The organism is Halopelagius fulvigenes, assembly GCF_055398025.1.
Window position 1 is genome coordinate 187,988 of sequence record NZ_AP043846.1, and the last position, 19,847, is coordinate 207,834.

General features: G+C 67.5%; 18 protein-coding genes. 14 read left to right on the forward strand and 4 right to left on the reverse strand.

Annotated features, from left to right (window positions below; translation table 11 throughout):
• Positions 1-3: 3 nt before the first annotated feature.
• The 4 genes from ACZ522_RS05245 (at position 4) to ACZ522_RS05260 (ending at position 6,551) form a co-directional block, all read left to right on the forward strand.
• On the forward strand, positions 4-606 hold the full coding sequence (locus tag ACZ522_RS05245) for a YIP1 family protein (protein WP_379694353.1): 603 nt from the start codon (positions 4-6) through the stop codon (positions 604-606).
• A gap of 192 nt (positions 607-798) precedes the next feature.
• Positions 799-3,006 carry a DHH family phosphoesterase gene (locus ACZ522_RS05250; protein WP_379694350.1) on the forward strand — a complete coding sequence of 736 codons (2,208 nt, stop codon included), beginning with the start codon at positions 799-801 and terminating at the stop codon, positions 3,004-3,006.
• Positions 3,007-3,272: 266 nt separating this feature from the next.
• A complete protein-coding gene (locus ACZ522_RS05255; RefSeq protein ID WP_379694347.1) occupies positions 3,273-4,997 on the forward strand; it encodes a tRNA uridine(34) 5-carboxymethylaminomethyl modification radical SAM/GNAT enzyme Elp3 in 1,725 nt (574 codons plus the stop codon).
• A 339-nt stretch (positions 4,998-5,336) separates the two neighbouring features.
• A complete protein-coding gene (locus ACZ522_RS05260; RefSeq protein WP_379694344.1) occupies positions 5,337-6,551 on the forward strand; it encodes a mechanosensitive ion channel family protein in 1,215 nt (404 codons plus the stop codon).
• 9 nt (positions 6,552-6,560) lie between these two features.
• On the opposite strand, the gene ACZ522_RS05265 is transcribed toward ACZ522_RS05260, so the two are convergent.
• On the reverse strand, positions 6,561-7,004 hold the full coding sequence (locus ACZ522_RS05265) for a GNAT family N-acetyltransferase (protein ID WP_379694580.1): 444 nt from the start codon (positions 7,002-7,004) through the stop codon (positions 6,561-6,563).
• Positions 7,005-7,104: 100 nt separating this feature from the next.
• Between ACZ522_RS05265 and rqcH the strand changes: the two genes are divergently transcribed.
• The 5 genes from rqcH (at position 7,105) to ACZ522_RS05290 (ending at position 12,428) form a co-directional block, all read left to right on the forward strand.
• Positions 7,105-9,204, forward strand: coding sequence for a ribosome rescue protein RqcH (rqcH, locus tag ACZ522_RS05270; protein ID WP_379694342.1), 2,100 nt, complete (start codon positions 7,105-7,107; stop codon positions 9,202-9,204).
• Between the two features lie 200 nt (positions 9,205-9,404).
• Positions 9,405-10,121, forward strand: coding sequence for a DUF4013 domain-containing protein (locus ACZ522_RS05275; protein WP_379694340.1), 717 nt, complete (start codon positions 9,405-9,407; stop codon positions 10,119-10,121).
• A gap of 71 nt (positions 10,122-10,192) precedes the next feature.
• Positions 10,193-10,882, forward strand: a complete 690-nt coding sequence (locus ACZ522_RS05280) for a DUF4013 domain-containing protein (RefSeq protein ID WP_379694337.1) — start codon at positions 10,193-10,195, stop codon at positions 10,880-10,882.
• Positions 10,883-10,955: 73 nt separating this feature from the next.
• The gene (locus tag ACZ522_RS05285; protein ID WP_379694334.1) at positions 10,956-12,023 is read left to right on the forward strand and encodes an mRNA surveillance protein pelota; all 1,068 of its coding nucleotides are present in this window, start codon (positions 10,956-10,958) and stop codon (positions 12,021-12,023) included.
• A 201-nt stretch (positions 12,024-12,224) separates the two neighbouring features.
• Positions 12,225-12,428 (forward strand): hypothetical protein, encoded by a 204-nt coding sequence (locus ACZ522_RS05290; RefSeq protein WP_379694331.1) that lies wholly within the window; start codon positions 12,225-12,227, stop codon positions 12,426-12,428.
• Positions 12,429-12,734: 306 nt separating this feature from the next.
• On the opposite strand, the gene ACZ522_RS05295 is transcribed toward ACZ522_RS05290, so the two are convergent.
• Both ACZ522_RS05295 and ACZ522_RS05300 read right to left on the reverse strand, forming a co-directional pair.
• Positions 12,735-13,733 carry an ornithine cyclodeaminase family protein gene (locus ACZ522_RS05295; protein ID WP_379694329.1) on the reverse strand — a complete coding sequence of 333 codons (999 nt, stop codon included), beginning with the start codon at positions 13,731-13,733 and terminating at the stop codon, positions 12,735-12,737.
• A gap of 146 nt (positions 13,734-13,879) precedes the next feature.
• Positions 13,880-14,131, reverse strand: coding sequence for a DUF8015 family protein (locus ACZ522_RS05300; protein ID WP_379694326.1), 252 nt, complete (start codon positions 14,129-14,131; stop codon positions 13,880-13,882).
• A gap of 365 nt (positions 14,132-14,496) precedes the next feature.
• Here ACZ522_RS05300 and ACZ522_RS05305 point away from each other — a divergent pair, with 365 nt between their 5' ends.
• Entirely contained in the window at positions 14,497-15,837 is a 1,341-nt protein-coding gene (locus ACZ522_RS05305; protein ID WP_379694323.1) for an MFS transporter, read from the forward strand.
• Between the two features lie 46 nt (positions 15,838-15,883).
• Entirely contained in the window at positions 15,884-16,225 is a 342-nt protein-coding gene (locus ACZ522_RS05310; RefSeq protein ID WP_379694320.1) for a hypothetical protein, read from the forward strand.
• Positions 16,226-16,279: 54 nt separating this feature from the next.
• On the opposite strand, the gene ACZ522_RS05315 is transcribed toward ACZ522_RS05310, so the two are convergent.
• Positions 16,280-16,702 carry a DUF3054 domain-containing protein gene (locus ACZ522_RS05315; RefSeq protein ID WP_379694317.1) on the reverse strand — a complete coding sequence of 141 codons (423 nt, stop codon included), beginning with the start codon at positions 16,700-16,702 and terminating at the stop codon, positions 16,280-16,282.
• 115 nt (positions 16,703-16,817) lie between these two features.
• Between ACZ522_RS05315 and ACZ522_RS05320 the strand changes: the two genes are divergently transcribed.
• Genes ACZ522_RS05320 through ACZ522_RS05330 form a run of 3 tightly spaced genes read left to right on the forward strand, consistent with a single transcriptional unit; the run spans position 16,818 to position 19,846 of the window.
• Positions 16,818-17,474, forward strand: a complete 657-nt coding sequence (locus ACZ522_RS05320; protein ID WP_379694315.1) for a GNAT family N-acetyltransferase — start codon at positions 16,818-16,820, stop codon at positions 17,472-17,474.
• 26 nt (positions 17,475-17,500) lie between these two features.
• On the forward strand, positions 17,501-18,481 hold the full coding sequence (fen, locus tag ACZ522_RS05325; RefSeq protein WP_379694312.1) for a flap endonuclease-1: 981 nt from the start codon (positions 17,501-17,503) through the stop codon (positions 18,479-18,481).
• A 45-nt stretch (positions 18,482-18,526) separates the two neighbouring features.
• The gene (locus tag ACZ522_RS05330; RefSeq protein ID WP_379694309.1) at positions 18,527-19,846 is read left to right on the forward strand and encodes a transcriptional initiation protein Tat; all 1,320 of its coding nucleotides are present in this window, start codon (positions 18,527-18,529) and stop codon (positions 19,844-19,846) included.
• The last annotated feature ends 1 nt before the right edge of the window (position 19,847 follow it).

Consider the following 19,847-nt stretch of genomic DNA (forward strand, 5'->3'; position numbering starts at 1 on the left):
GACGTGACCACGTGGGTTCAGAACCCGGAGGGCGGGCGCGAACGCGGACCGCGCGGTGTCGCGCGGGCGTGGGTCGAAGTGCTCGTTCGGCCCCGGCGGTTCTTCCGGAACGGCGTCGCGCCGGGCGACCAAGCCCCCGGCCTCGTCTTCGCCGTCGCCGTCGCCGTCGCGTACGCCGCCGGCCTGTTCGCGTTCGTCCCCGGCAGACTCCCCGCCCTCGGCGGCGGCCCGGCCGTCTCGGCGTTCGTCGGCCTCGCGTTCGTCGCCCTCCTCGTCGCGCCCGCCGTCCTCCACCTGACCGCCGCGCTACAGACGGTGCTTCTCATCGCCCTCGTGCGGGACCGCGGCGGCGTCAGCGAGACGGTGCAGGTTCTCGCCTACGCGGCCGCCCCGTGCGTCGTCGCCGGACTCCCCGTCACTGGACTCCGAGTCGCCTGTACCGCCTACGGCGCGGCGTTGCTCGTCGTCGGCATCGCCGAGGTTCACGGGACGACGCTCCCCCGGGCGGCCGCCGCCGCGGCCCTCCCCGCGGCACTCGTCTTCGGGTACGGGTTCGGCGGGTTCGGCGCACTCGAAGCGCTCCTTCGGACGGCCGGAGTTCTCTGACGGCTGAAAGTACGCCGAAGAAGCCATTTCGCGCCGAAACGCCGACGCTCGCGGACGGAGATGTCGCCCGTATGACGCTCTTACCGGCAAAATACGGGGGGTTCGGGAAAATCGGTCGCGCCTCGGTACGAGGGCGTAGTTTTCGCAGATGTTTCGACAATCGTTTTAGGCCGCGGACTTTTGTAGCACTCAATGGATTGGATAACGCACGAAGAAGACGTGTGGTTCGATTTCAGGGGCGACTCCCCACAGCAACTCACTCCCGGGCGGTACTACAAGGGTACCGTCGACGGCTTCGCCGAATTCGGTGTGTTCGTCGACCTCTCTCCCGGCGTCACCGGCCTCCTCCACCGGAGCGAACTCGACCGCAGACTCGAGAGCCTCGATTGGGAATCCGGCGACACGGTGTTCGTTCAGGTGAAGAACATCCGAGACAACGGTAACATCGACCTCGGATGGTCCATCCGCCAGCGCGAACGAGAGTTCCGCGGCGCGCGCGTTCACGACCCGAACGGCGACGCCGACGGCGAGGAGATAACCTCCACCGACGACGACGACGGCCCGGTGAAGACGAAGCCGAAGGGGATGTCCTCCTCGTCCACCTCCTCCTCACGCACGCAGAACGGCGAAGACGAGACGACGGACGCCGACGAAACCGTCTCCGCGTCCGCGTCCGCCTCCGCCGAGGACGACGAGTCGGCGTCCGACTCCGACTCCTCGTCCGTGGAGGCGTCCGAGTCCGCGGCGGCGTCCGACGAACCCGCCGAGACGCCCGGCCGGTCCGCGGAGCAGGTCTCGGACTCCGGGTCTGACTCTGACTCTGACTCCGACTCCGACTCCGACTCCGAGGAGCCCCCCGAACGCGTCGGCATCGACTTCCTCTCTGACCGCGTCGGCGACACCGTCACCGTCGAGGGCACCATCGCGAGCGCTCGGCAGACCGGCGGACCGACCATCTTCGAGGTGCGCGACGAGACGGGCACCGTCGACTGCGCCGCCTTCGTCGAGGCGGGCGTCCGCGCCTACCCCGATGCGGGCGAGGGCGACGTCGTCCGACTCGTCGGCGAAGTCGAACGCCGCCGCGGCGAACTGCAGGTCGAAACCGAGGACCTCACCGTCCTCTCGGGCGAGGAGGCCGACGAGGTCGAACAGCGTCTCGACGACGCCCTCTCCGCGAAGGCCCGCCCCGACGACGTGACCCCCCTCGCGGCGCACGACCCCGTGGACGCCGTCTCCGAGCAACTCCTCGACGCCGCGGAGACCGTCCGCCGCGCCGTCCTGCAGTCGCGCCCCATCGTCGTCCGCCACGCCGCCACCGCCGACGGCTACGTCGCCGGCGCCGCGGTCGAACGCGCCGTCCTCCCCCTCATCCGGGACGAACACGCGCGGGACGACGCGCAGTACCACTACTTCGTCCGCCGTCCCCTCGACGAGTCCGTCTACGGCATGGACGCCGCGACGAACGACGTGACCCGGATGCTGCAGGACCGCGACCGCCACGACGAGAAACTCCCCCTCGTTCTGCTCGTCGGGACCGGCGGCACCACCGAATCGCTCGACGGCCTCGGTCTTCTCGGCGTCTACGACGCGGAACGCGTCGTGGTCGAGGCGGCCGACGCCGACGAGGAAGTCGCGGAAGAGGCGGAAGTCCTCGTCAACCCCGGTCTGGCCGGCGCGGACGCGCACGACCTCTCGACGGGCGCACTCGGCGCGAACCTCGCGGCGACCGTCAACGACGAGGTGGCCGACGACCTCGCGCACCTGCCCGCGGTGAGTTACTGGGAGGACGCGCCCGAGTCGTACGTCGAACTGGCCGAGGAGGCCGGCTTCGACGCCGAACGGGTCCGCGAACTCCGCGAGGCCGTCGCCCTCGAAGCGTACTACCAGTCCTACGAGGACAAGCGCGAACTCGTCACCGACCTCCTGTTCGAGGACGGCGTCGCGCCCGGCGCACAACGGACCGAGGGTGAGGCCGTCGACAGCGACGGACTCGCCGGCCACATCGCCGAGCAGTTCCGCATCAAACTCGACGACGAAGTCGAGACGGCGCAGGCGAACCTGGAGACGCGCGACGTGGAGGGCGTCACCGTCGCCGTCCTCGACGCCGACTCCTACACGCACCGCTACGACTTCCCGCCGACGTCGCTCCTCGTGGACGAACTCCACCGTCGCAACCGCGAGGGCGACCGGTACGTCACCGTCGCCGCCGCCATGGACGAACTGTTCGTCCGTTCGACGGACGACATCGACGTGCGCACCGCCGCGGAGGCCGCCCGCGACGCCGTCCCCGAGGGCGGCGTGACCGCAGTCGGCGTCCGCGAGAACCGCATCGAGTTCCTCTCGGGCGCACGCGACGCCGTCATCGACGCCGTCATCGACGCCGTCGTCGACCAGTTCTAACGCGCGGACATCGCGTCCTCGTCCGTTCGTCCTCTCTCCTCGCTAGCGGCGCCTCCGCGATTCTTCTCACCTCCTCTCTCGGCCGCGCGAGCGACACCCTTAACCTCGAAACGCGTCGATTCCCCGGTAATGAAACACGTCTCTCTCCCAGCGCTCCCCTCGGAGGTGTCGACGGTACGTCGACAGCGCGTCAGACGCAGTCTGACGGAGGTGCCACCGAGACGATGGCATCGCGTTGAACGAAGTTCGACGGAGGTGGGTCGGCGGTGAGCACCGACGCCGAACCCGATGCCGAGGCGGAGGACCCGACGGAGACGGAAGCGTTCCGCCGGACGTGCGAGGAGCTCGTCGAGCGCATCCTCGACGGCGAGATAGAGCGCGACGACCTCGAATCGGCGAAACTGACCGCCTGTTCGAACCACTCCTCGCCGAAGGTGCCGAAGAACTCGGACGTACTCGAACACGCGCCCGAGGCGCGCCGCGAGGAGGTCAAAGAGGTGGTCATGCGAAAGCCCGTCCGCACGGCGTCGGGCGTCTCGCCGGTGGCCATCATGACCTCCCCGCACATGTGCCCGCACGGGAAGTGCCTCTACTGCCCCGGCGGCCCCGCCTCGGAGTTCTCCTCCTCGCAGTCGTACACGGGTCACGAACCCGCCGCCGCGCGCGGCGTCCAGAACGACTACGACCCCTACGGGCAGGTCACCCTCCGCCTCGAACAGCTGCGGAACATCGGCCATCCCGTCGACAAGGTGGAACTCATCCTGATGGGCGGGACGATGACCGCGCGGAGTCACGACTACCAGGAGTGGTTCGTCAAGCGCGCGTTGGAGGCGATGAACGACTACGACCTCGACTCGGAGCCGAACCCGGCCGAGGACCGGTCGTTCAAGCCCGACCCCGAGGAGGTGGAGTTCAAATACCTCGAAGACGTCATCGCGGAGAACGAGACGGCGGACGTGCGCAACATCGGGACGACGTTCGAGACGAAACCCGACTGGTGCGACCCCGAACAGATAGACCGGATGCTCGATTTGGGCGCGACCAAAGTCGAGGTGGGCGTCCAGACCACCTACGAGCGAATCAACCGCGAGATGCACCGCGGCCACGGCGTGCAGGCCTCCATCGACGCCAACCGCCGCCTCCGCGACGCCGCGTTCAAGGTGGGCTTCCACATGATGCCGGGGCAACCGGGGATGACCAAGGAGATGATCCTCGAAGACTTCCGGCAGATATTCGAGAACGAGGACTACCGGCCCGACTACCTGAAGATATACCCGACGCTCGTCGTCCGCGGGACGCGCATCTACGACCAGTGGCGGCGCGACGAGTTCGAACCCCTCGGCAACGAGGAGGCCGCGGAGATAGTCGCCGAGGTGATGGGGATGATTCCGAAGTACACGCGCTTGCAACGCGTCCAACGCGACATCCCGGCGGACTTCATCGACGCGGGCGTCTGGAAGTCGAACCTCCGGCAACTCGCCGAACAGAAGGCCGAGGAGAAGGGCATCGAGATAACCGACATCCGCTCCCGCGAGGTCGGGATGAACGAGGCCGACCCCGACCCGGAGAACGTCGAACTCGACGTGATGACGTACGAGGTGGCGGGCGGCACCGAGCACTTCCTCTCCTTCGAGGACCGACGGCAGGACCTTCTGGTCGGCTTCTGTCGCCTCCGGTTCCCGAACGTCTCCGCGAGCGGTGCGAGCGGAGGCTCGTCGGACGCGTCCGACGGTGACCCGGTGCGCCGCGAACTCGAAAACGCCGCCCTGGTCCGCGAACTCCACGTCTACGGGAGCGAAGTCGGCATCGGCGGCGAAGGAGACTGGCAGCACAAGGGGTACGGTCGGAAACTCGTCGAACGCGCCGAAGAGATGGCCAGGGACGCCGGCTACGACAAACTGAGCATCATCAGCGGCATCGGCGTCCGCGAGTACTACAAGAACAAACTCGGCTACCACCAGGACGGCCCGTACGTCTCGAAGCGCCTCTAAGTCGGTTAGCGGTTTTTCCACCAGGTTTTCCGGCCGAACGGAGTGAGGCCGGAAAAAGTGGGTTCGTCCGTCTCGAAGCGCCTCTAAAACCCACGTTTTCTCGGAGGCGCTACGCGCCCCCGACAAAACCCGGAGGAAAAAGACCGTTTACGACGAAGAAAATCCTTCGAGACGGCGGACTCCCGCCGGGACGGAGAACATCCGGAGATAAGTAGATTCCTCCGACTATCCACTTTCGCAGAAAAAGGTAGTACCGTAGACGTTTTGTAACCGCTCCATAGGTGTAGTGACGATGAAGGGGGATGCGGCACGTATCGACGCGGAAACGAGGTGTGAGGCGTGAACCTCCCGACGTGGTTCACGTCCGCTCGGTCGGCGCTGGCGCAGTTCGCGTCCACGGAGGCACGACTCGGAGCGACGGTGGCGCTTCTCGGCGCGGCGATTTTGGCCAGTCTGCTGGTCGCGCCGCGGATAGTCTCTCGGCTCTCGCGGGAGCTCCGCCAGCGGGTAATCGCGCACCCGACGGTTCCGGACATCGTCGACGACGTGACGTGGATGTTCCCGCCGAGCGTCGTCGTTCGCCTCCTGCAGTTCGCCGTCCTCGCCGCGACGGGACTGGCTCTCCTCGTCGTCTGGGGGTTCGAGGAGGTTGCGCTCGAGGGCGCGGTGTTCCTCGCGACGCTCGCACCGTACGTCGCGCGGGCGGCCGTCACGCTGGTGCTTCTGGCGGCCGCCGTCGTCACCACCGACCTCCTCGAATCGTGGCTGGACGGCTACGCCTCGGAGTCCGAGCAGATAAACGAACACCAGGAGGGTATCGTCTTCCGCGTCCTCCAGGTGGTCGTCCTGCTGGCGGCCGGCCTCGGCACGCTCACGGTGTGGGGACTCGACCTCAGCGGGTTGCTCGTCGGGGCGGGCTTCCTCGGCATCGTCGTCGGGATGGCCGCAAGACAGACGCTCGGATCGCTCATCGCCGGGTTCGTCCTGATGTTCTCTCGCCCCTTCGAGATAGGCGACTGGGTGGAGATAGACGGCGAGGAGGGCATCGTCTCGGACATCACCATCGTCAACACGCGCCTGCGGAACTTCGACGGCGAGGAGATAGTGTTCCCGAACGACCGGGTGACGAACGCGACGGTGACGAACCGGACGCGGCGGGGACAACTCCGCCTGACCGTGGACGTCGGCGTGGACTACGCGACCGACCTCGAACGCGCCGAGGAAGTCGCGGAGGCGGCGATCGAGGGCGCGGACATGGTCACGGAGGTTCCCGCGCCGAAAGTCCTGCCCGCCACGTTCGACGACTCGGCCGTGGGGCTCAAAGTTCGGTTCTGGATACAGAACCCCTCCGCGCCGCGGCGCGCGCGCGCCCGCGCCGCCGTCGTCCGCGCGGTGAAGACGGCGTTCGACCGCGAGGGGATCAAGATTCCCTACCCGCAGCGAGAACTGCAGGGCCGCGCGGAGACCGAGGGATTTCGAATCCGACGCGATCGGTCGTTCGAGGGGCGAACCGACCGCGACCCGGAGCGACTGTCGAAGACGTCCGACGACTGATCCGGACTCTCAGAGCCGCTTTCGCATCTCAACGTGCGGGATGTCGGCCTCGACGAACTCCTCGCCCACCGACTCGTAGCCGAGCGACTCGTAGAAGCCTTCCACGCGCGTCTGCGCGTGGAGTTTGAGCCTCTCGTACCCCTCCTCCCGCGCCGTCTCCTCTACGGCCTCCATCACGCGCTTGCCCCAGTCCTCGCCGCGCCTCTCGGCGGCGACGACGACGCGTTCGACTTTCCCGACGCCGGAGTCGGCCTCGCGGAGTCGCGCCGCGCCGACCGCCTCGCCGCCGTCGTACGCGACGAAGTGGACGGCGTCCGCTCCGGGTTCGTCGTGTTCGTCGTACTCCAGTTCCTCGTCTACGCCCTGTTCGTCCACGAAGACGTCCCGCCGGACGGCGAAGGCGTCCTCGCGTTCCGCGTCGGTGGTGACGACGCGGACGCCCGTCTCGTTCATGTCCGTCGGTTCCCCGTCGGAGTACCTGACGGTTACGAACCGAGGGGCGACGACCGACCGAAGCGACACCCCTTTTCCCCCGCCGCCGAAAAGCCAGTCCATGGACCCGAAGCGGGAGTTGACGAGCATCGACCTCGCGGCCCTCGTCACCGAGTTGAACCGGTACGAGGGCGCGAAGGTCGACAAGGCCTACCTGTACGGCGACGACCTGCTTCGTCTCCGCATGCGCGACTTCGACAGGGGTCGCGTCGAACTCCTCGTCGAAGTCGGCGAGATAAAGCGCGCGCACGCGGCGAAACCCGAGAACGTCCCGGACGCGCCGGGTCGGCCGCCGAACTTCGCGATGATGCTGCGGAACCGCCTCTCGGGGGCGGACTTCGCGGGCGTCGAACAGTACGAGTTCGACCGCATCCTCACCTTCGAGTTCGAACGCGGCGACGAGAACACGAAGATCGTCGCCGAACTGTTCGGACAGGGCAACGTCGCCGTCTTAGACGAGACGGGCGAAGTCGTGCGGAGTCTCGAAACCGTCCGCCTGAAGTCGCGGACCGTCGCCCCCGGCGCGCAGTACGAGTTCCCCTCCTCGCGTCTCAACCCGCTCACGGTGAGTTACGACGCGTTCAAGCGGCAGATGGAGGAGTCCGACACCGACGTGGTGCGGACGCTGGCGACGCAGTTGAACCTCGGCGGCCTGTACGCCGAGGAACTGTGCACGCGCGCGGGCGTCGAGAAGACCACCCCTATCGAGGAGGCGGGCGACGAGGAGTACCGCGCCGTCCACGGCGCGATGGAGGAACTGCGCGCGACGGTCAAATCCGGCGACTTCGACCCCCGACTCTACGTCGAGGACGACTCCGTGGTGGACGTGACGCCGTTCCCCCTCGAAGAACACGAACGCGAGGACCTGAACGGCGAGGCGTTCGACACGTTCAACGAGGCGGTGGACGAGTACTTCCACCGACTGGACCTCTCCGACGACGAACCCGAGGAGAACGACAACCGCCCCGACTTCGAGGCGGAGATAGCGAAGAAACAGCGCATCATCGAACAGCAGGAGGGCGCGATAGAGGGCTTCGAAGAACAGGCCCAACGGGAACGTCGCCGCGCCGAACTGCTCTACGCGAACTACGAACTCGTAGACGAGGTGCTCTCGACGGTTCGCGGCGCGCGCGAGGAGGGCGTCCCGTGGGACGAGATACGCGAGACGCTCGAATCCGGCGCGGAGCGAGGCATCCCCGCCGCGGAGGCGGTCAGAGACGTGGACGGCGCGGAGGGCACAGTCACCGTCGAGATAGAGGACACGACGGTCGAACTCGACGTCTCGACGGGCGTCGAGAAGAACGCCGACCGACTGTACACGGAGGCGAAGCGGATCGAGGAGAAGAAGGAGGGCGCACTCGCGGCCATCGAGGACACCCGCGAGGACTTAGCCGACGTGAAGCGTCGCCGCGACGAGTGGGAAGAAGAGGACGACGACGAGGACGAAGAGGAGGAGGAACCCGAGGACATCGACTGGCTGAACCGCGAGTCAATACCGCTCCGGACGGAGGAACACTGGTACGAGCGGTTCCGCTGGTTCCACACCTCCGACGGCTTCCTCGTCATCGGCGGGCGCAACGCCGACCAGAACGAGGAGATAGTGAAGAAGTACACGAACAAGCACGACCTGTTCTTCCACACGCAGGCCCACGGCGGCCCCGTCACCGTCGTGAAGGCGACGGGGCCCTCCGAACCGTCGAAGGAGGTGGAGTTCCCCGACTCGACGAAGCGGGAAGCCGCGCAGTTCGCCGTCTCGTACTCCTCCATCTGGAAGGAGGGGCGCTTCGCCGACGACGCGTACATGGTGTCGCCCGACCAGGTGTCGAAGACGCCCGAGTCCGGCGAGTACATCGAGAAGGGGTCGTTCGTGGTTCGCGGCGACCGGACGTACTTCCGCGACGTGGCCGCCGAGGTGGCCGTCGGCATCCGCTGTGAGGGCGAGACGCGCGTTATCGGCGGCCCGCCGTCGGCCATCGAGGGGCAGGCGGAGACGACGGTGCGCCTCCAGCCCGGCCAGTACGCGCAGAACGACGCCGCGATGATGTGCTACCGGAAGTTCCGCGAACGCTTCGCGGACACCTCGTTCGTCCGCAAGATAGCGAGCGCGGACAAGATACAGGAGTTCCTCGCGCCCGGCGGGAGCCAGATAGTCGAGGACTGAGACGAACCGCTGGCCGTTCTCCGGCGTAATCGTCCGTTATTTCGCGGTATCGTGCTCTATATTTATCATCTCGGACTGCGTATCTGATTGACAGAGCGCGTACGAAACCCAGTACGCAGCGTCGAACGCGGCAGTTCGGATCCGACCGAGAAGCCGAAGCGACGCCGTCGTGGGGCGACGCGAGCGCTCGGTGACACACCATGATTAGCGATTCACTCAACTACCTGCGCACCAGCGAAGACTGGGTCAAGACGGTCCTCATCGGGGGTATCCTCTCCCTCCTCGGCGTCTTCGTCGTCCCGGTCGTCTTCATCCTCGGGTACTTCGTTCGCGTCATCCGCGCGACGATGCACGGCGACGAAACCGCCCCGTCGTTCGACAACTGGGGCGAACTCGGGATGGACGGTCTGAAGGCGGCGGCTATCTCCCTCGTCTACGCCATCGTCCCCACCGCCGTCGCGGGCCTCCTCATCGGCGGGAGCGTCCTGACCTTCAGCGTCGGCGGAAACGGCCCCTCGGGCGGCCTCGCGGCCCTCGGCGGCGTCGCCCTGTTCGTCGGCATCCTTGCGCTGTTCGTTCTCGGACTCCTCGCGATGTACGCGATTCCCGCAGCCATCGCCAACTTCGTGGAGACGGGTGAGGTCGGTGCCGGGTTCCGCTTCGGCGAACTCCGACCCGTGTTGACCTCCGGGAAGTACTTCACCGCGTGGGTGACCGGAGTCGCCATCGTCATCGCGGGAAGCCTCATCTCGGGCGCGCTGAACGTCGTGCCCTTCCTCGGCGTCGTCGTCGGCGGGTTCGTCGGCTTCTACGCCTCCGTCGCGGCGTACTACCTCATCGGACGCGCGTGGGGCGACCTGCGCGAAATCGAACTGCGCGAGACGGGCGGCACGCCCGAGGAACGCCCCGCCATCTGAACGGCGGAAGGCGGAGCGATGCGGTATATTTTGGGCAAGAGTTAACCCCGTTTGAAGAGTCATTTCTGTTGATGTTACGCCACGCCCTCTCGTACCCACTGAACAGCGACGACCGCATCCCCACGATACTCATCGGCGGCATCCTGAGCGTCCTCGGGGTCCTCATCGTCCCCGCGTTCATCCTGCAAGGCTACTTCGTCCGCGTCCTCCGCGGGGCGGCCAAAGGGGAGGCGGCCGCCCCGTCGTTCACCGACTGGGGCGGCCTCATCGTGGACGGCGTCAAACTGTTCGTCGTGAACGTCGCCTACGGTCTCGTCGTGGCGATTCCGACGATACTGGTTTCGGCCCTCTTCGTCCCGACCAGCGTCGAGACCGGTCCCGGTGGGGCACCTACCCAACCGGGCGCGGGGTTCGGAACCGTCGCTCTCGTCGGCGTCCTCGTCGTCCTCCTCCTCGGCCTCCTCGTCGCGTACTTGCTGCCGGCCGCGATGGCGAACTTCGCCGTCGAGGACTCCCTCGGCGCGGCGTTCGACTTCTCCACCATCTGGACCGCCGCGACGACGAGTGAGTACTTCGTCGGGTGGGTTCTGGCCCTCGTCGTCGGCGTCGTCGGCGGCCTCGTCGGGAGCGCTCTCTCCCTCGTCGTCGTCGGCATCTTCGTCCTGTTCTACACGCAGGCGGTCACCTACTACCTGTTCGGCCGCGGGTTCGCGAAGGGACTGAGCAAGAAACGTCGCGCCGTCGCGGAGACGAACTTCTGAGCGGCGGGCGCGACTCGACGCTCTTCTCTCTCGGATAGCAGGAAACTTACCCGCGGGCGTCGCACCCGAACGTATGCGAATCTCGAGTCGCGGACGCGGCGAGGAGGGCCGCGAACGCATCACGCTCGTCCCCGAGAACGTGGACGACCTCTGGCACCTCTCGCACGTCCTCGAATCGGGCGATTCGGTCTCCGGCGACACCACCCGGCGCATCCAACGGAACGAGGAGAACCTCCGCGACACCGGCGGGGAACGCGAACACCTCTTTCTCACCATCGAAGTCGAGGACGTGGAGTTCGCGCGGTTCGCCAACCGTCTCCGGGTCGGCGGTACCATCGTCTCCTGTTCCCGCGAGGACCAACTCGGCCACCACCACACGCTGAACGTCGAGGAACACGACGAGATAACCATCGAGAAGCACTTCAAGCCGGACCAACTCGACCGCATCGAGGAGGCCGAGGAGGCGGCGGAGAACCCCGACGTAGCCATCGCCACCGTCGAGGAGGGCGAGGCGCACATCCACACCGTCGCGCAGTACGGCACCGAGGAGCGATTCTCCTTCACCGCGCCGACGGGCAAAGGCGAGTACGCCCGCCCCCGGTCGGAACTGTTCGCCGAACTCGGGCAGGCCCTCGGCCGGATGGACGTGGACGCCGTCATCCTCGCCGGCCCCGGATTCACGAAACAGGACGCCCGCGATTACATCAAAGAGAACCACGCCGACGTGGCCGAGAAGATGACCGTCGTGGACACCGCGGGCGTCGGCGACAGGGGCGTCCACGAGGTGCTGAAACGCGGCGCGGTGGACGAGGTGCAGACGCAGACGCGCATCTCCAGGGAGGCGGACCTGATAGACGACCTGATGGAGGGCATCTCCAAGGGCGAGAAAGTCGCCTACGGCATCGACCAAGTGGCGGAGGCCGCCGAGTTCGGGGCCGTCGAGACGCTTCTCGTCGTGGACGAACGCCTCCGCGAGGAACGGCAGGGCGAGGGCGACTGGGACGCGGACGTCAACGACGTCATCCAGAGCGTCGAACGGCAAGGCGGCGAAGTCACCGTCTTCTCCGGCGAGTTCGACCCCGGCCGCCAACTCAGCAACCTCGGGGGTATCGCGGCGCTTCTCAGATACCGGCTTCAGTAGTCCTCGGCGGCGTCGCCGGAACTCGTAGCCGCCCCGACGCGCGGAAGCCGTCCCCGGTACGGAAGCGGTATCTACCGATGCAGAAGGCATATACTGACGGTCACGCCTCGTTACACGGATGACCGCGGACCCGCTTTCGATCCTTCAGATGGCGTTTAGGAACTATTTACGCACGCTCCCGAGAGAGGTGAGATAACTGAGATGAGTCGACCGTACCGTCGCCTCGACGAGTGGGTGCGGAGTCTCTCACGCCCCAGATACGGCGTTCTCGCGGGAACGTTGTCCGCCGTCACGATGCTCCTCGTCGGTGCGTTGCTCCGTGAATCGATGGTCGTCGAGGCGGTCGCTCTGGGAGTTTCGACGGCGGTTTTCTACGTCTGGGTCGCCCCCGACGACGAGAGTTGATCGACGGAAGATTCGCGCCTTCTACTCGAAGAGATGGTCTCTGAAAGAACGAAACTGATCGTCCTTGCGTTCCTGACGGGGATACTCTTTAGAGCCGCCGACCTGCGGGAACCGTTTTCGAGGCTCTGGTTTCTCCTTCTCCTCGGTAGCCTACTTTGCGCGGTACTTCTTCTCAAGGTGTATCGACAGTACGGATCTGAGTAGTTGCTACCGACGCGCCCGCTATTCAGCGCGGCTCCCGAAATCTCTCATCACCCAAGGATTCCAACAGAGCAAAATCGGAGAGTGCTGTCCGCGTCGCGCCGGCTACTCGCCGGTGAGCGATTCGCTGGCGGGCGAGAAGTCGATGGTCGTCCCGAGGCCCTCCTCGACGGCCTTCTCGTAGAGCAGGTACGCCCCGGCCACCGTCTCGATGCCGGTGCCGCCGCTATCGAAGACGGTTATCTCGTCGTCGTCGGTGCGGCCCGGTTCGACCCCCGCGACGACTTCGCCCAGTTCGGCGTGGACGTGGTCCTCGTCCACGACGCCCTCCTCCATCGCGTGCAGGAACGACCCCGCGTCCTGCGCGACGCGTTCTCGCAAATCGGGGACGTACGTCGCCCTCTCGATGGTCTTCGCGTCGAGTTCGCGCTTCTTCGGGTTGTACTGTCCCATCGCGGTGACGTGCGCGCCGGGTTCGAGGTTGTCGCCGTCGAACACCGGTTCCGAGGCGTTCGTCGCGGTGATGACGATATCGGCCCCCTCGACGGCCGCGGCCGAGGAGGCGACGGCGGCGACGCTGGCGTCGAGCGTCCGGTCCATCTCCCCGGCGAACTCCTCTCTGCTCTCCTTCGTCGGCGAGTACACCCAGACGGTGTCCACGTCCCTGACGGTGACCGCGGCGCGGAGTTGACCGCGGGCCTGCGACCCGCTACCGACGAGAGCTATCGAGGAGGCGTCCTTGCGGGCGAGTGCGTCCACGCCGACGGCACCCGCCGCGCCCGTCTTGAAGGGGTTCATGCTCGCCCCGTCGATGAGCGCCAGCGGTTCGCCCGACTCGGCGTCGAAAAGCGGCGTCATAAACCACGCGTCCTTCGCGCCGAACCCCGCCGAGTAGGTGTACCCGCCCATGGCACCCGTCTCGGGAAGGACGGCGGCGTACGTCGTCAGAAAGCCCGGCGGGTCGGCGTTCGTCAGTTTCGTCCGGGGTTCCGCCGGCGCGCCCTCGCCTCGTTGACGGTACGCGTCGCGGACCGCGTCTACGAACTCCGCGGGCGTCGCGAGGCCAGAAACGTCGTCGCTCGTCAGAAACAGCGTCTCCGTCATGTGCGGAAAGTGGTCGGCCAGCGTGAAAACCGTGCGGGAAGTTCGGTCGCGGCCGTCCCGTAAGGCGGCCCGGACCGGTCGAGTCGAGAGTCGAAGTGGGTCGAGAAGTGAGACGCGCGTGGCGCGCGGAGACAGGGTTCGGACGTTCAGTCCGCGTCGACCGGCGCGCCGGAACTGGCGCGCGAACGCGGTTCGGTGGCGGTCGATTCGACGGTGCGAACGGGAGTCTCGGAGACGGGGCCGTTCACGAACAACGCGTGGCCGACGATGCTCGCCGCGACGCCTGCGGCGATGGGGGCGGCTTGCGTCACGCCGAGTCCTGCAACGTACAGCGTTCCAGTGAGACCGAACAGTGCGAGCGGAATGAGACCGAGGACGTAGTCGTAATACCCTGTCATAATACATGAATATATACGAGTGGGGGTCATATAATTCTTTCCCGTGGGGGATGGATATCCCCTGCATCCGTGCTCCAAAGGATTCCTATAACTTATGAGGTGCGGACTGTCGAGTCGAGCCGGTTAAACGCACGATTTCGAGACTTTCGCGCATCTCGGGAACGTCTACGAACTTCGATACTATCGGCGGACCGGTTCTCCGCGCCGCGCCTCGCCTCGATTTCGCGGCGCGGCCCGCGCCCGACTCGCGCCGGACCCGCACTCGGTTCGCGCCGGTGTCCGCGCGTTCGCTCTCTCCGTCGGACTCACCCGCGCCGACTGCCCCCACCGGTGGGTTGAATTGGACGCTCGTGCGTACAACGCACGTGAACCGGAACGACCGCGCCATCGTGGCTCTCGTGATGCTCGCGCACGGGATGGTGCACACGTACGAACTGTCCATCCCCATCTTCGTCTCCATCTGGCTGACGGAGTTCGACGTGGTGAACCTCGGGGTGACCCAGTTGGAGGTGACCGCCGCGACGCTCGGACTGGTCGTCACCGCCGGGTACGGCCTGTTCGGCGTCGGCGCGCTTCCCGGCGGCGTCCTCGTCGATAGGGTCGGCTCCCGGCGACTCATCGGCCTCTGCCTGTTCGGGATGTCGGCGTCGTTCCTGCTTCTGGGACTCGCCCCCAGCGTGGTGGTCATCACCCTCGCGCTCCTCCTTTGGGGTGCCGCCGCGAGCGTCTACCACCCCGCCGGGCTGGCGCTCATCTCGAAGGGCGTCGAAGAACGCGGCACGGGCTTCGCCTACCACGGCATCGCGGGCAACGTCGGCATCGGACTCGGACCGCTCCTGACTGCGATACTGCTTCTCTTCTTCGAGTGGCAACTCGTCGCGGGCGTACTCGCCATCCCCGCCCTCGTCGCCGGCGCGTACGCCACGCGCGCGCAGTTCGACGAGACGGCCGCCGTCGCCGCGGACGGAGGCGACGCGGGCGACTCGAAGGCCGACAGCGGCGTCGATTCGCTGGCGGAGTTCCTCGGCGAATCGAAGCGCATGTTCGCCGGCGGGTTCGTCGTCGTCTTCCTCGTCGTGATGTGCTCGGGGCTGTACTACCGCGGTATCCTCACGTTCCTGCCGAACCTGTTGGAGGGCATCCCGACGTTCCGGCCGATTCCGCTGGCCGCGTTCCTGCCGGCGGGCGTCGCGGAGGCCCTCGGCGTCGAAGCCGGGTCCGGCCGGACGCTCCAACCGGAGCGGTACTTCTACTCCGGGCTCCTCATCGTCGGCGTCGTCGGCCAGTACGTCGGCGGCAAACTCACCGACCGCATCCCCGTCGAGTGGGGCATCGTCGGCTCCTTCGGCGTCCTCGCCGCCCTCGCCGTCGTCTTCCTCCCCGTGGCGAACGCCGGGCTGGTTCCGCTGTTGGCCCTCGGCGCAGTGCTCGGCTGCTTCCTCTTCGTCATCCAGCCGTTCTACCAAGCCACCGTCGCGGAGTACACGCCCGCCGGGACGCGCGGTCTCTCCTACGGCTTCACGTACCTCGGCGTGTTCGGCGTCGGCGCTCTCGGCGGCGCAGTCGCGGGGACGATTCTGACGTACAGCACGCCCGCGGTGCTGTTTCTGACGCTCGCAGGGTTCGCCACCGTCGGCGCGGGACTCGGCCTCTACCTGGTCCGTCAGCGCGGAAGTCGGGCCGAGGCGGGCGCGACGGCGGACTGACCCCCGCCGCCACCGCTATTGCCTCCGAACCCCACGTTCCCCTACCATGTCTCTCATCGGCGTCCACGCGGGGTTCGCGGGGTCGGTGACCGAGATTCTCCTCGCTCGCACCGGCGTCCGGCGACCGGTTCGCTGGGGCCTCGTGTTCCTCAGCGCCGTCTGGGCGATGCTCCCCGACCTGCACCACGTCCTCCCGAGCATCAGACCGTGGTACAAACCGGTCGTCCACGACACGGCGGTCGCCAACGTGTTCTGGTTCCACGGCGTGTTCGACCGCCTCGACCCGCGGGACCGCCCCGTCTACTCGCGGGGGATGATGTCGGCGTTCTTCCTCGTGTTCTCGGTCACCGAGGCGTGGACGTTCCTTCGCGCGCGCCGCCGTCGGTAGGCGGACGAACGCTGCGGACTTCCGACGAGGCCGAAAAAGAGTCGATTCGAGGGGTCAGCCGGCGATTTTGAAGTACACCCACCGCCAGACGCCGAGAGCGACGGCGCCGGTGACGAGGGTGACGAGTGCGAACACGAGGACGACGCCGCCCGCGAAGAGCGGCGTCCACCGGAGTCCGAGGCCGATGACGGCGGCGAGCACCCACCCGCGCACCGCCAGCGGAATCGCGGCCTTCGCCGACTCGGCGGCGCCCGCGGAGTACGCGCCGATGAGCGGTCCCGCGACGGCCCACCCGATGAGGAACGGGACGAGCGTCAGGAGCCACGCGACGGGGAACGCGGTGAGGTAGTCCACACCGTTGTGGTTGACGACGCCGACGGTGAGAATCGCCGACAGCGCTACCACGTCGCCCACCGCGAGTGGAAGCGCCCCGGGGTCGATACGGCGGTCGATGAACGACGCGACCGAAGTTGCCATACCCGAGGGATGCTCCCGGACCCTAATGTCTCTCCCGCTTTCGTCCGTCGGTCGTCGGCCGCCCCCGTTCGGGGGACCGACGCCCTCTTTCGGCCGCCGCCCGTACCGTCCGAGCATGGAGTTCGCCCTCCTCGGGTGGCCCCCGGACGGACCGACGCTCCGCCTCGACTACCGTCGGTTCGCCTACGCCGGGAAGTTCGTGATGTCGAACACGGGGAAGGCCGTCGTCTCCGACCGCGGAGACCCGACGGCTCCCGTCCCGAGCGAGGAGTACGAGGCGGACGCGGCCGTCCTCGCCGCCGTCGCGTTCAGCGAGGACCGCACAGACGAGGGGGTGCTGTGGCTCCGGTACGTCACCGTCCGCGACGACCGGAAGGGCGAGAATCTCGGCCCGAAACTCTGCGCGTTCGTCGTCGCCCGCGCCGCGGGACGGGGGTACGACCGCCTCCGCATCGCCGTGAACAACCCGTTCGCCTACGAGGCCCTCCACGAGGCGGGGTTCGCGTGGACGGGCGAGACGACGGGCATCGCCGAACTCGTCCTCGAACGCCCCGCGGACGCGCCCGCCGACCGAAGCGGTGAGCGCTACCGGCGCGGACTCGACGAGTTCCGACGGCGCGACCTGAGCGACGCCGAGGTGGCGTTCCTCGCCGATCGGCGCGACGCCGACCCGCCGGAACCGCTCGACGGGCGGTCGGCCGGCGGCGCCGACGGACGGTGTCCGTCGGGCCGCCGAGGTACCCTCGGCGACGACGCCGACGCGGGATATTAAAGCGAACCGGGCACCAACGGGGGGCAATGGGAAACGCAGACCTCCGGAGTCTGGCGTCGCTCTCGGACGTGTCGTTCGACGACGTGTCGGGGAGCGTCGTCGCCGTGGACGCGCACAACTGGCTGTACCGCTACCTCACGACGACGGTCAAGTTCACGCGCGAGGAGGCGTACACGACCGACGACGGCGTCGAGGTGGCGAACCTCATCGGCGTCGTGCAGGGCCTCCCGAAGTTTCTGGACCACGACATCGTCCCCGTCTTCGTCTTCGACGGCGGCGTCACCGAGTTGAAAGACGACGAGGTGGAGTCGCGCCGCGAGCAACGCGAGAAGGCGAAGGAACTGCGGGAGGCGGCGGAGGAACGCGGCGACGTCGTGGCGGCGGCGCGACTCGAAGCGCGCACTCAACGCCTCACGTCGACGATTCACGAGACGACCCGCGGCCTCCTCGAACGCCTCGACGTGCCGATGGTCGAAGCGCCCGCCGAGGGGGAAGCGCAGGCGTCGTACATGGCGAAACGGGGCGACGCGGACTACGTCGGCAGCGAGGACTACGACACCCTGCTGTTCGGCGCGCCGTACACCCTCCGGCAGATCACCTCGAAGGGCGACCCGGAACTGATGGACCTCGACGCGACGCTGTCGAACCTCGACGTGACCCAAGAGCAACTGGTAGACGTGGCCATCCTCTGCGGGACGGACTTCAACGAGGGCCTCTCGGGCGTCGGGCCGAAGACGGCGCTGAAGGCGGTCAAAGAGCACGGCGACCTCTGGGGCGTCCTCGAAGCCCGCGAGGCGTACATCGAGAACGCGGACAGGGTGCGGAGTCTGTTCGTTGACCCGCCGGTCACCGACGAGTACGAGTTCGACACCGACATCGACCCGGACGTGGCGGCCGCGCGCGAGTACGTCGTCGAGGAGTGGCAGGTCGCCGAATCGGAGGTCGAACGCGGCTTCGAGCGAATCGAGGAGGCGGCGGTCCAGACGGGACTCGACCGCTGGACCTGAACGGGGACGAAAACCTACTTGTCACCGCGGGGGAGAGTCGGTGCTATGGTCCCCGACCCGACTCTCACCCGCCGCCGACTGCTCGCGGGCGCGGGCGCGACTGCGGGTGCCGCCCTCCTCGGCGCCGGCGCCGTCGCCCCTGAGTGGCTTCCGGACGCTCTGACCGACCGCCTCGTCGTCCACGCCGCCGAACCGCCGAATCACCTCTGGCGGCAGACCGTCACCGACGAACACGCCGACGAGGCCGTCGCCGCCCTCGAATCCGCCGTCGAACGCGCGAAGCAGTCGCGTTCGCGCGTGACCCTCTCGGAGGTGTCCGACGACCTCCGGCACTACCTCAACCACAGCCCCTCCGGCGGGTGGGTAGAGAGCGCACGGACGGAGTCCGACAACTGGACGCGCCTGTTCAACGCGACGTACGGGCTCCAGTTCGCCGGCGAGGCCATCGGTTACGCCCGCGTCGCACTCGGCGAGGCGGACCCCGAGGCGTTGGTCGAACGCGGGCGGACCCTCCGGAGCGACGCCGAGGAGGTACGCGACTCCGTGAGCGACTACCGCGTCTCCGACCCCGGACGCGACTTGGCGGGCCTGTACGCCGTCGAGCGAAGCCTCTCCTTCGCGAAGTCGAACTCGTACTGGAGCGGGACGTACACGGGCGGGGAAGCCGACGTCTCGGAGTACTCCGAGCACGGACTCGTCTCCACGTGGGGGTCCCAGTTGCAGGCCGAGCAGTACCTCCGAGACGCCCGCCACTACCGCGAACGCTACCGCGAGACTCTCGGCGAGGGCGCGCGGTCGTACGCCGACGAACTCGACGCCGCCCTGAAATCGCTTCGGAGCGACGTCGAGCAGTTCCCGACGCACCGAGAGATGCGCGAACGGTTAGAGACCGACGACGTGGGACAGGCGACGCCGTACGGGGTGGTCCGGTGGCGACTGACGAGGACGTGTTTCGACGAGGACTTCCGGTTCGACGCCGACGGGTACCGCGCGAAGCACGCCGTCGAACGCCTCGTCCGCCTCGCGCGGGCGCTTTTGGACCGCCGCGCCCACGAGTACGCGGTCGGCGAACTCGGCGTCTCGCCGGACGACTCTGACTACGACGCCGGACGGGCCCTGACGGCGAAGCGCGCCGCGATGCGGACGTTCCGGCGGGTGCGGCGGACCCGAAACTCGCCGTTCGAGAGCGTCCTCGCGGAGGAGTCGGCGAATCGAATCCGCGCGGGCGACATCGGCCTCGAGTCCGCGTTCCGGGACGGCGACAGGCCGGCGTGGCGGCCCCGCGTCGAGGCGTCCGTCTCCTTCCTCGTCGGCGAGGGAGGGATGCGCGAACTCGGCGACGTCGCGGGGGCGGTACTGGAATGAG

Coding starts and splice junctions, on each gene's coding strand:
- ACZ522_RS05250 (WP_379694350.1), top strand. CDS start 799: ATGGATTGGATAACGCACGAAGAAGACGTGTGGTTCGATTTCAGGGGC.
- ACZ522_RS05265 (WP_379694580.1), bottom strand. CDS start 7,004: ATGAACGAGACGGGCGTCCGCGTCGTCACCACCGACGCGGAACGCGAG.
- rqcH (WP_379694342.1), top strand. CDS start 7,105: ATGGACCCGAAGCGGGAGTTGACGAGCATCGACCTCGCGGCCCTCGTC.
- ACZ522_RS05275 (WP_379694340.1), top strand. CDS start 9,405: ATGATTAGCGATTCACTCAACTACCTGCGCACCAGCGAAGACTGGGTC.
- ACZ522_RS05280 (WP_379694337.1), top strand. CDS start 10,193: ATGTTACGCCACGCCCTCTCGTACCCACTGAACAGCGACGACCGCATC.
- ACZ522_RS05285 (WP_379694334.1), top strand. CDS start 10,956: ATGCGAATCTCGAGTCGCGGACGCGGCGAGGAGGGCCGCGAACGCATC.
- ACZ522_RS05290 (WP_379694331.1), top strand. CDS start 12,225: ATGAGTCGACCGTACCGTCGCCTCGACGAGTGGGTGCGGAGTCTCTCA.
- ACZ522_RS05295 (WP_379694329.1), bottom strand. CDS start 13,733: ATGACGGAGACGCTGTTTCTGACGAGCGACGACGTTTCTGGCCTCGCG.
- ACZ522_RS05300 (WP_379694326.1), bottom strand. CDS start 14,131: ATGACAGGGTATTACGACTACGTCCTCGGTCTCATTCCGCTCGCACTG.
- ACZ522_RS05310 (WP_379694320.1), top strand. CDS start 15,884: ATGTCTCTCATCGGCGTCCACGCGGGGTTCGCGGGGTCGGTGACCGAG.
- ACZ522_RS05315 (WP_379694317.1), bottom strand. CDS start 16,702: ATGGCAACTTCGGTCGCGTCGTTCATCGACCGCCGTATCGACCCCGGG.
- ACZ522_RS05320 (WP_379694315.1), top strand. CDS start 16,818: ATGGAGTTCGCCCTCCTCGGGTGGCCCCCGGACGGACCGACGCTCCGC.
- fen (WP_379694312.1), top strand. CDS start 17,501: ATGGGAAACGCAGACCTCCGGAGTCTGGCGTCGCTCTCGGACGTGTCG.
- ACZ522_RS05330 (WP_379694309.1), top strand. CDS start 18,527: ATGGTCCCCGACCCGACTCTCACCCGCCGCCGACTGCTCGCGGGCGCG.